Source organism: Kangiella sp., from assembly GCF_014762745.1.
Lineage (GTDB): Bacteria > Pseudomonadota > Gammaproteobacteria > Enterobacterales > Kangiellaceae > Kangiella.
Map to the genome: position 1 here is coordinate 81,906 of NZ_JABURJ010000052.1, position 10,611 is coordinate 92,516.

10 protein-coding genes are annotated in these 10,611 nt (G+C 44.9%); 5 read left to right on the forward strand and 5 right to left on the reverse strand.

Features of this window, described 5'->3' with window-relative positions:
* Positions 1-129: 129 nt before the first annotated feature.
* Together HUJ19_RS03950 and epmB are read right to left on the reverse strand one after the other, a co-directional pair.
* The gene (locus HUJ19_RS03950) at positions 130-1,902 is read right to left on the reverse strand and encodes a hypothetical protein (protein ID WP_290622369.1); all 1,773 of its coding nucleotides are present in this window, start codon (positions 1,900-1,902) and stop codon (positions 130-132) included.
* 127 nt (positions 1,903-2,029) lie between these two features.
* Positions 2,030-3,061, reverse strand: a complete 1,032-nt coding sequence (gene epmB, locus HUJ19_RS03955) for an EF-P beta-lysylation protein EpmB (protein ID WP_290622370.1) — start codon at positions 3,059-3,061, stop codon at positions 2,030-2,032.
* Positions 3,062-3,088: 27 nt separating this feature from the next.
* Between epmB and efp the strand changes: the two genes are divergently transcribed.
* Positions 3,089-3,652: an elongation factor P gene (efp, locus tag HUJ19_RS03960; protein ID WP_018624253.1), complete on the forward strand. Its 564-nt coding sequence runs from the start codon at positions 3,089-3,091 to the stop codon at positions 3,650-3,652.
* A 474-nt stretch (positions 3,653-4,126) separates the two neighbouring features.
* Positions 4,127-5,095, forward strand: a complete 969-nt coding sequence (gene epmA, locus HUJ19_RS03965; RefSeq protein ID WP_290622371.1) for an EF-P lysine aminoacylase EpmA — start codon at positions 4,127-4,129, stop codon at positions 5,093-5,095.
* A 7-nt stretch (positions 5,096-5,102) separates the two neighbouring features.
* Here epmA and HUJ19_RS03970 read toward each other — a convergent pair whose 3' ends face one another.
* The 3 genes from HUJ19_RS03970 to HUJ19_RS03980 all read right to left on the reverse strand — a co-directional run bounded on the left by HUJ19_RS03970 (position 5,103) and on the right by HUJ19_RS03980 (position 7,568).
* On the reverse strand, positions 5,103-5,462 hold the full coding sequence (locus tag HUJ19_RS03970) for a hypothetical protein (protein WP_290622372.1): 360 nt from the start codon (positions 5,460-5,462) through the stop codon (positions 5,103-5,105).
* A gap of 220 nt (positions 5,463-5,682) precedes the next feature.
* Positions 5,683-6,585 carry an NAD(+) diphosphatase gene (gene nudC, locus HUJ19_RS03975; protein ID WP_290622373.1) on the reverse strand — a complete coding sequence of 301 codons (903 nt, stop codon included), beginning with the start codon at positions 6,583-6,585 and terminating at the stop codon, positions 5,683-5,685.
* A gap of 26 nt (positions 6,586-6,611) precedes the next feature.
* Complete coding sequence (locus HUJ19_RS03980; RefSeq protein WP_290622374.1) at positions 6,612-7,568, reverse strand: putative sulfate exporter family transporter; 957 nt, start codon at positions 7,566-7,568, stop codon at positions 6,612-6,614.
* A 278-nt stretch (positions 7,569-7,846) separates the two neighbouring features.
* Between HUJ19_RS03980 and HUJ19_RS03985 the strand changes: the two genes are divergently transcribed.
* Genes HUJ19_RS03985 through HUJ19_RS03995 form a run of 3 tightly spaced genes read left to right on the forward strand, consistent with a single transcriptional unit; the run spans position 7,847 to position 10,024 of the window.
* Positions 7,847-8,221 (forward strand): GntR family transcriptional regulator, encoded by a 375-nt coding sequence (locus HUJ19_RS03985; RefSeq protein WP_290622375.1) that lies wholly within the window; start codon positions 7,847-7,849, stop codon positions 8,219-8,221.
* The gene (locus HUJ19_RS03990) at positions 8,214-9,071 is read left to right on the forward strand and encodes an ABC transporter ATP-binding protein (RefSeq protein WP_290622376.1); all 858 of its coding nucleotides are present in this window, start codon (positions 8,214-8,216) and stop codon (positions 9,069-9,071) included. Before HUJ19_RS03985 ends, HUJ19_RS03990 begins: the two co-directional genes overlap by 8 nt.
* A complete protein-coding gene (locus tag HUJ19_RS03995; RefSeq protein WP_290622377.1) occupies positions 9,068-10,024 on the forward strand; it encodes a hypothetical protein in 957 nt (318 codons plus the stop codon). The genes HUJ19_RS03990 and HUJ19_RS03995 overlap by 4 nt, the downstream gene beginning before the upstream one ends.
* Positions 10,025-10,611: the final 587 nt, after the last annotated feature.

A 10,611-nucleotide genomic window follows, 5' to 3' on the forward strand; every position in this document is an offset into this window, starting at 1 on the left:
CGAGTTACCTTGAGGATTCCTTATGGTATCCGCTTTTTTTAGAAAATGATTTAACTGCCCCACAAATTTAACATTAACCTGGATTGATACCCAAGTCCCCATAAATATTAATTTTGGAATGTTTTGCAATTAAAGTTTTTGTCGATAGTGAAACTGAATAAAATTATCTGTTTCAATCACTTTACGTGTTAGTTCTACCTTGTACTCTTCATCGGGAGTCATGATAGCGACTGTTTGACCTGAACGATAGCCTAAAGGTGGCAATATGAGACTGGAGTCAACGCCAGCATTAGGCATTTCAGGAAGCAGCAGGCCATTATGGTGATAGGCTGGTTTGGCGTAATCCCAATCCAGAGTTGCTCGAACCGGAGTGGCTTCCGGGGAAATAAGCTCAACCCCGATTAGAAACACATCATGACCTTGCCAGCGATTCCAGCGAATCAGCCCCAGGTTGTACATTTCCTGACCATTTTTGAAGTTCTTTACTGTCACCAGCTCATTGGTTTCTGCATATTGTGAAGGTGCTTTTTCAAATGCTACACAAAAGCCTGCAGGGCTGACATCCTTAACCACACCATTAATCCATTCAAATTTAGCCCGTGTTTTTAATTCCTTGTAGGGATGATTTTCTTTTTCCAGCTTACGTTGATCAAAAGTCCGCGGCTTATAAATTGAAGCAAAGGCATCTTCAGTTTTGCGTTTGTCCTGAATATCCATACCTCTTGGACGAGACTGTTTCCAGACGAAGCCATGCTGGCTTTCCTCCTGTTCAAGTTGCAGGGATTCAACCTGAAATGCCCTTGTTTTTTTTGTTGTTCCAAAGAAGCGATCGTGGAGCGCTTTGCCGCCACGCTCTACCAGAAAATGGTGAGAGCCGGCTAGACCAACCGCAACCTGAGTGCTTTCATTCGAGTTGATGCGAATAAAGTTTCTTGTTTTGACCGTGTTCCAGCTTTCCAGAACCTGCGCTTTTAAGTCCTCGTCCAGAGTGATTTCTGGGGATTTCTTGAAGCGTGACAGGAAGCCGTTTCTTTTTTCCATCATGCTGTTTTCAAGCATGCCGATGGCCTGAGTCAAATCAATGCCATATTTTTTCTGCGATTCACTTTCAATGGCATTGGCTGGCTGCGGTGGAATTTCAGTTTCCGGTAAATAGGCAAACAGGGTATTGCTATTGGTGCCTGGTACTAGCTCAATGTAATTAGCTAGAACTTTCAGAGAGTCATAGACCGCGCTCGCTTCACCATGTTTCATTTGATATGGGTTACAGATAGATAGGGTCAAATTGATGAGCAGCTGCTTTTTAACACTAACTAGTGGAGTCGAAGACTTTTTGAGTTTGTGTTCAAGGAAATCATTGGCGGTAGCTAACTTAAAGATAATATTTTGCTGACGCCAGATTTTACCGCCCACAGACTTATAAAGCTGGTAGCGCTGCAGCTGGATTTCACCAAGGTAATGCAGCGCATTTGCGCAAGCTGCGGGTAATATCGTCTTGTTGTATTTTTCCAGAAATTGCGGGTTTTGATTGATGTCCTCAATCACGGCGTTAAAACCAAAAACTAATTCTGATGCGAGAGCATGCACTAACTCAGAAGCAGACTGTAATTTTTGTGAGTATTTGAGTGGGCTGTGGACATAGATCTCGGATAAGGAATCGATCAGAGTTTCACAGGTGGGCACAATGGCTTCGAGGATTTGCAGGCGCTCTTTAGGAGCTAATGGCGACTGGTTAAGATCGTACAGATAATGAAATACCTTTGAAGCGGTTTCACCCATATCCGCAATCGGCAGATTGTCCAGCCAATGTTCTGCCGCCTTCACGCTGGCTGGAATATCCGCCACCATGGTCTCATTTCTGACTCGAACTGTGAGCCCCAATTGTCCTTGAGTTAAGGCCACTCCTTTCTCCTTAGCCTGATATAGGCAAATTAGCTTTTATTATCTTTCGAAGTGATAGCTTTTATATTAGCGAATAGGTGCATTGAGCGCCAGTTTTATTTATGACTAAGTCCTTGATTATTTAAAGCTAAAAACGCAGATCAAGCGGTGTTTTGCTGTGTTCTCCGGCTACCTCTCGAACCAGCTTGGGCACCAGGAATCCAGCCACCAGAGCATTGAGTTCACGCATGATCTCTATTGCGCGGCAATCCGCTACTTCAAAATGGTGCGCTCCACTGACTTTATCCAGCTGATGGAGATAGTAGGGTAACACATGGCAGCTGAACAATTTTTCACTAAGTTCAGCTAAAATAGAGCTACTGTCGTTAACACCTTTTAAAAGTACGCTTTGGTTAAGCAGGGTTACTCCGGCGTTGTGCAGACGAGCCATCGCTTTTGCAAACAGTTCGTCTATCTCTTGTGGGTGATTAATGTGTAACACCATGACGGTTTGCAGACGGCTTTGAGTAAGTGCCTCAATCAAGCCCTGGCTCACCCGTTGTGGAATGACCACCGGCAAGCGGGTATGAATCCGTAAACGAACGATAGATGGGACTGATTCAAGTTGTTTAATGAAGTCTCTCAGATAGGAGTCATTGACAGCCAGAGGATCGCCACCACTTAATATGACTTCATTGATCTCGGGGTGCTCGCGCAGATAGCCAAAAATTGCTGACCAGCCCTCACGCCCGGTCTGGTGCTCCTGATAAGGAAACTCACGCCGAAAACAATAGCGGCAATTAATGGCGCAGGCGGTAGATAGCATGACCAGCACCCGCGACTTATATTTGTGTAGAAGTCCTGGAATTTCAGACTCCTGCTCCTGTAGAGGATCGGAGACAAAGCCCGCAACCTGTTGATTTTCATCGCTTACCGCCAGTACCTGGCGCAAAAGCGGGTCGTCAGGATTGCCCTTTTGCATACGATCAACGAAAGGTGCAGGAACCTTCTGAACAAAGCGATGCTCAGGCAGAATGGAATAGGGCAGGCTATCAACTGACAGATCTAACCGTGACAAGAGCTCAAAAGGTGAAGAAATTGCTCCTGCGAGCAACTTTTTCCACTCTCGCTCCTGCCAATATGAATCATTTCGCGGTAGAATCTGCAAGTTTTGAATCATAAACCTAATTGAAATCCAGAGGAACACATGGGAACAATTACCACTAACGACTTACGTAATGGTACAAAAATTATGCTAGACGGCGAACCTTGTACGGTGGTCGACAACCAGTTCGTTCGTCCCGGTAAAGGCCAGGCCTTCAGTAAAACCAAAGTATTATACTTGCTAACCGGTCGCACCGTCGAAAAAACTTTTAAATCGGGTGAAAGCATCGAGACTGCCGATGTCATGGACACCGATATGGAATACCTCTACAACGATGGCGAATTCTGGTACTTCATGGATCCAAACACTTTCGAACAGGTATCCGCTGATAAAAATGCCGTAGGCGACAAAGCCGTCTACCTGATCGAGCAGGACAAATGCCTGATCACCTTATGGAACGGTAATCCAATCGACGTCACACCACCAAACTTCGTAGTACTCGAAGTAACCGACACAGACCCGGGCCTGCGTGGCGACACCTCAAGCGGCGGCTCAAAGCCAGCAACCATGCACACAGGCGCAGTGGTCAAAGTGCCTTTGTTTGTGAATATTGGTGACAAATTAAAGATCGATACTAGAACTGGCGATTACGTTTCACGCGCCTAGCGGGCTAAAATTCGTTAATACTTTGTTGGAGAATCATTATTTTTTGCTCATTTACAGGCTGTAAACTCCGCAAAATAATGATTCTCCGTCGCGTCTAAACAAATTTTATCTCCGCTAGTTAGTGGTTGAATTTAGTTAGAAAGTTTGAATTTAGCACCAATAATCCCCTTATATTGAGCTAAGACACGTACAAAATATAGCAATCAAAATCGTGGATGATTTTGATAAGAATTTTCAGCACAAGGATGTGATGTAAATTCTGGTGCGTCAATTATTTTGGGAGTGGCGCAGGGAGTCACGCGAAGCGTGGCCTCAATATCGGGGTGTCGTTTCTTTTGGTTCCTTTTCTTTGGACAAGCAAAGAAAAGGATCTCGCCGAGGGGCGAAACACAAACAGAAGGCAAGTTCAAAAAGTAAATGAATGTCCCTTTTACCAGGAATGATTAGACCAAAACCATACCATCATATAACCCTATGACCCACTGGAAACCTTCAGCTCCACTACAAAACCTCAAAGCCCGAGCACAGTTGTTATCAACAATCCGTGGTTTTTTTGCCGAGCGTGAAGTGCTTGAAGTGGATACGCCTGCTTTATCGCATCATGGAGTGACTGATCGTTATATGCGCTCTATTACGGCTGATGTCGGTATCACTGCTCTGGGGCAATCATCTGCTATAGCTTTCCTGCAAACCTCGCCTGAATATGCCATGAAGCGTTTGTTGGCAGCAGGATATGGCTCTATTTATCAGATTTGTAAAGCTTTTAGGCAGGATGAGGTGGGGAGCAGGCACAACCCTGAGTTTACTATGTTGGAGTGGTATCGTTTGGGTTTTGACCATTGGCAGTTGATGGATGAAGTCTATGAGTTGGTGACTAAGGTACTTGGGCCAAAGCAACGACTGGCTCTGAGCTACCAGCAGACTTTTATCGAGTTCCTTGATATCGATCCATTATCCATTACTGACGAAGCGCTCGAGCAATTTGCCCGCTCAAATCTGGGGCTGCTGCCTGAAGATTTGGAGCGTGATGATTACCTGAGTTTGCTGTTCGAGGATAAGATTGAACCGCAGCTTGGGAGGAATGATTCAGTCTGTTTTATCTACGACTATCCTGCCAGCCAGGCAGCTTTGGCACGTATTTCGGAAGTTGACTCTCGGGTAGCGCATCGTTTTGAGGTGTATATTGAAGGCATCGAGCTGGCAAATGGCTTTTACGAGCTGGCTGACAGCAGGCAGCAGCAAGCGCGATTTGAGGCGGATAATCAATGGCGCAAAGAGAATAATCTGCCAGAAATATCCATTGACCAGCGCTTGATTAGTGCGCTGGAACATGGGCTTCCCGAGTGTTCCGGGGTTGCTTTAGGGCTCGATCGCCTGTTGATGATTCAGCTAAAGACCAACAATATTCAGGACGTTATTGCCTTTCCCTGGGATCGAGCCTGATTGCTGATTAAGCTGCTGAAGGAGCTTTGCTTAAAGCTTCGCTTCTGTTGCCTTCAATTCGTCTCGCCATATTCATCTTGTCAAAGGTGCGCTTATCGGCTAGGCCGACAAATCGTCTTTTGTCTTTAAGACGAGCCATAAACAAGACCTGATCCTGAGTCAGATCATCCAGCATACGCATAGTGCGCTCGCCAACGCCTAACATTGAGACCATTTCTTTGTTTATTCGGTTGAAAGATTCCAGCTGGTTAATATTGACGGTTTCGCAAAGGTAATGGTTGCTATCGCCGGGGAGGGTGAAATTACGAAATGAAAAGTGACCATTGCCGCTTGGGAAGTCACCAGCGAGGATCGTGATCTTAGACATAAGAACTCCTTGTTTCCTAAATCTTGCTGAGTCTTTGTTTTGAGCTAAAGAATCAGCGGTTTCCTAAACATCCTGTATCTCCTGTTAACCCTTCTTTATGAAAAAGAGTTATAAGGATTGCTACTATTTGTACTTGAGAAAGGGTAAATCGTCAATAATTGTTTGAAAATTAAACGGAAAATCAGAAGCCAAAACAGTTAAATAACCCATTATCAAACACTTAGTGTTTTCGCCATTGCTCAATCAGTGTTCTGGAGATGGAGTATTTATAAGGTAAGATCAACTGACCAGACTCCTTTAACTCATTGATTTCGGAGCGGGTAAACCAGGCTGCGTGTTCGAGCTCCTTATCTTTTAGCTTGATTTCGGGATGTGATGATTCAGCGGTAAAGCCGGTCATTAAGGATTGAGGGAAGGGCCAGGGTTGAGAACCAACATATTGAATATTGCTAACCGTTAGTCCTGCTTCTTCATTAGCCTCGCGAGCCACTGCCTGTTCCAGGCTCTCTCCGGGCTCGACAAATCCGGCAATTACCGAATAGCGATGTTCCGGCCACTGAGCCTGACGTCCCAATAAAATCTTATCCTCAAAGGTGATAGCGCATATTACTGCAGCATCAGTCCGAGGATAATGCTCTTTTGAGCAGTCAGAGTTGCTGCATTGGCGAACAAAGCCAGCCAGTTTGGAATAGGTGGCATGACCACAATAGCCACAATATTGGTGGGTGTTGTGCCAGTGCTCAATGCCTGTCGCTACATTGGCAAGGTAAGAGTCTGCTTCAGACAACACTGGAAACAGCTGTCGCAGACCTTGTAGCTCGGCATTTTCTGCTTGTTGTATTAAGTCATCTGGCTGTGTTAATCGGTAGCTAAAATAATGCTTAGTACCAGTCTCGAGATTGATCTGCCCAAGGTAGATCAGGTGTTTATCCTCAATCGTGCCGACCTGGTTTTGTAACTGACTCCAACTCAGCCATAGCAAATTATCGCCCTGAGTGAACAATTGCTGACGATGAACTGGCACAATAAAACTGCTGTCCTGTTGGGCCAGGTCGCGCAGTTGATTGGGGTTGGTTCTCAGCTCGGCCTGACGATCCAGCTGATCAAATTGCAGTGCAAACATAGTAATTTCTATTGTTTAAGTTTTAGTTAAGCGTACCAATGCATGACAACGTACAGTGAGCTGATGGATACCGCAAGCCAAAGAATGATGCCCAGTAGCATGGAGCGGAGCGGGATCGATTTGATGGCGACTCGATTCAGGCTGGTCCCCATCCACAATAGGCTGAGCGCGAACAGGTTCTTCGATGCAGGTTTGATGTAAGTGCCTACTTGCGCCATAAGCTCTGGGCTTAATAGAAAGCTACTGACAGCGCTGGCCAACAGGAAGAATACGATAAACAGCGGCAGGCTGAATTTTATCTTGCCCGAATGCTGTGAGATTGACGCAACAATTGCCAAAGGAATGATCCATAAGGCGCGTGACAACTTAGTGGTGGTTGCTACTTCTAAGGCTTCCTCGCCATAAACCGCCGCAGCACCGACAACACTGCTGGTGTCGTGAATGCCCAGCGCTGCCCATAAGCCAAATTGGTTTTGCGATAATTCGAGCCAGTGACCAATAGCAGGAAAAACAAATAGGGCGACGGCGTTTAGAATAAAGACAATAGCCAGTGAGATGACCATATTATGGCTGTTGGCCTTGATCGATGAACCCACCGCAGCGATGGCGCTACCGCCACAGATCGCAGTACCAGAGCTGATCAGCCAGCCTTGTTGATTATCGAGCTTAAACAGCCGGGCAATTAACAGTCCCAGAATCAAGGCCCCAGCGATAACACTGATTGTTAACACGAAACTGTCCCTTGCGGTTCCCCATAATTCAGCCAATGGCAGGCTGAAACCGAGTAATACAATGGCTATTTTTAGCAGCAGGCTGGCCCAGCTGGAAAGCGGCAAGGATTGCTGATCCGCAAAAAACCAGCCCCAGATCAGGCCCGCTGCCAAGGCATAGCTGGCGGGTAATAAGCTGAATATGCAAGCCAGGCTGAGCACAAGCAGGACAATATTAGCTGGAGTCAGAGGGAATAATTTTGTGTTTTGCACGTTGATAATTAACTGAAAAACATAAGCCAAGAGTTTACTAGCCTTTGCCGGCCACTTCATTAGATATTTTTAATATAGCTATTTGCGACACACTTTGTTACAGGCTTTTTATAAAAAATTTGCAAAAAGTGTTTTACAGGGTTGGTGTTATATTTTAGTATAACACCATGTCAGCAAGACACTGCACGTAAGCTTAGTTGTCTTGTTAAGCTAAGATGTTGATTTTGATGACTTTACAGTCGAAACAACAGGAAGTAACTGCCAACAGGTAGCTAAATATGCAAATACATTGGGATGACACACAGCCGATTTACCTGCAACTCCGCGATAAGGTGCTCAATATGATCCTTGATGGAAGCTTGCAGGAAGGCGATGCCTTGCCCTCGGTACGGAACATTTCAGCGGAATATCAGCTGAATCCGATTACCGTGTCCAAGGCCTATCAATTATTGGTGGAAAGTGAACTAGCAGAAAAACGTAGGGGATTAGGCATGTTCGTAACAGAAGGTGCGAAAGAAAAATTATTGAAACAGGAGCGTGAACAGTTTTTGACTGTGGAGTGGCCTGCTTTGTTAAAGAAAATTGAACGTTTGCAGATTTCATTGGATGAACTCTTCAATCGCGCAAAAGCTGAGGAGAGCAATCATGAGTAATATCATTGAAGCAAAGGGATTGAATAAGAACTATGGCAGCTTCAAGGCGCTGGATAATGTCAGCTTTGAGCTGGAGTCAGGACGTATTTTGGGCTTGATTGGTCCGAATGGTGCGGGAAAAACAACATTACTAAAATCACTGTTGGGCTTAACGCCCTTTGAAGGCGACTTAAACATTTTCGGCCTGGATCCGCATAAACAGCGCGATGAATTGATGAAACGTGTCTGTTTTATTGCCGATGTGGCCGTGTTACCTCGCTGGATTAAAGTAAGTCAGGCAATCGACTTTGTAGAGGGGGTACATCCTCGCTTTAGTCGTGAGCTGTGTGAGAAGTACTTGGAACAAACAAAAATAAAAAGGAATAGCCGGGTTAAGGCCCTATCCAAAGGAATGGTGGTGCAACTGCACCTGGCCTTAATCATGGCGATTGATGCGGACTTGTTGATTCTGGACGAGCCAACATTAGGACTGGATATCCTGTTCCGCAAATCATTTTACGAGCAACTGCTGAATGATTATTTTGACGATAATCGAACCATAATAATAACCACGCATCAGGTTGAAGAAATTGAGCACATCTTAAGTGATCTGATCTTTATCCAGGATGGAAAGATTGTGTTGGATGACACAATGGATGCGATTGCGGACTCGTATTTTGAAGTAATGGTTGAGAAGGAGTTTGAGGAAGCTGCCTTAGCGATGAAGCCACTGAATGTCAGGGAAGTTTTCGGACAGAAGGTTTGTCTGTTCAGCGGTATCGCTAAGGAGCAACTTCAAGAATTAGGTAAGGTTCGCAAGCCCAGCGTAGCCGATCTGTTTGTTGCCAAAATGAAAGGAGAGGCCGCATGAAAACGTTTCTAACCTTATTGAAAAGAGAATACTGGGAAAATAAAACAGGGTTGCAGTGGGTGCCATTGATTATTGGCGGTATTGCAGTGTTCGGGGTCTTCCTTGGAGTCTTTGTATTCAGCACCAGCAATGTGCAAATTAATGGCGTTGGCAGTCATGATCTAACTAGCCTGTTCAAGCTGTATGACGTCAGCGTTGATTCGCGTACTAAGGCTATTGGTGTACAGATGGGCATGTATAGCGGCATCTTCAGCTTCGGCTTTGTACTGGCGATTGTTGGTTTCTTCTATTGCCTGGGTGCGCTATACGATGACCGTAAAGATCGCAGCATTCTGTTTTGGAAGTCGATGCCCATTTCGGACACCATGACTGTCCTGTCGAAAGTGGTAACTGCGATGGTGGTAGCCCCTCTGTTCTTCTGGGTCATACTGCAGGCAACGACTCTGGCAATCATGATATTAGCCACCATTTTTGCCTGGATATCAGATGCCAGCGCCTGGAACAATATATGGCAGCCATCTAACCTGTTTGTGATTGCCTTTTACCAGCTGCAGGCCTTCTATGTAGCAACGCTTTGGGCTGCGCCAATTATTGGCTACTTATTGCTGGTATCAAGCTGGACTAAAAAGGTGCCATTCCTGGTTTCTACAGTACCAGTAGTGCTGGTGATTATTGCGGAAAGTATCGTCACTAACACATGGCATGTAGCTTCTTATATAGGTGAACGCATCGGCATGATCTGGGCCGCTTATGTGACGCCAGTGGCGAATATTGCAGGCGACTTTAGTGATGTACTGGAAAGTGATGCTTCTGACTTTATTGGCGAGGACTGGATCCCCTTAAGTTTCAGCAAGCATCTGATGGATATGGATTTATGGTTAGGGATTGTCGTTGGTGCAGTATTTGTCATCGGCGCGATTATGATTCGACGTTACCGTGATGAGGCTCTCTAAGAGCTCATCACGCACGAGAAAGGAGAAAGATTATGGTTTACAACAAAAAAAGCACTCAATGGTTGAGCAAAGCATGCCTTTATATCGGTATGGGAGCACTGATAACGATTGTAGCCATCCAATGGAATCAATCGGTACCAGAGATAGAGGTTCTAAACTCGCTAGAGACAGTAAATAAGCTCCAGTTGACGATTAAGAGTTTCTTCAAGTAATTGCTAAAACCTTACTTGGCAAAGACAGTTAAGTGATTCAAAAGGAAGGGCAGATATCCTGCTCTTCCTGTTATTACATCGAAAACACACAAAACACATCTGATTAAAACTTGTACAGTATTGATGGCCTGTAGCCTACATAAGCTGATAAATAGCTTGTTTATTGTACAAAAAATCCCTCTACTGACAAATTCCTCCTGCAAAAATTGTTGACAGTTAAGCATCGTTATATTGCTTGCTTATAAGTAGAAATTATTGATAGTATGCGATTTATAAGTGGTATGACGTCTTACCGTCTTCCGTTTACTTTTGTTAATAGTGAACAGTTAATTCCTATCGATGGGGGAAGGAATTGTATGAAAAATACAGGGTTAA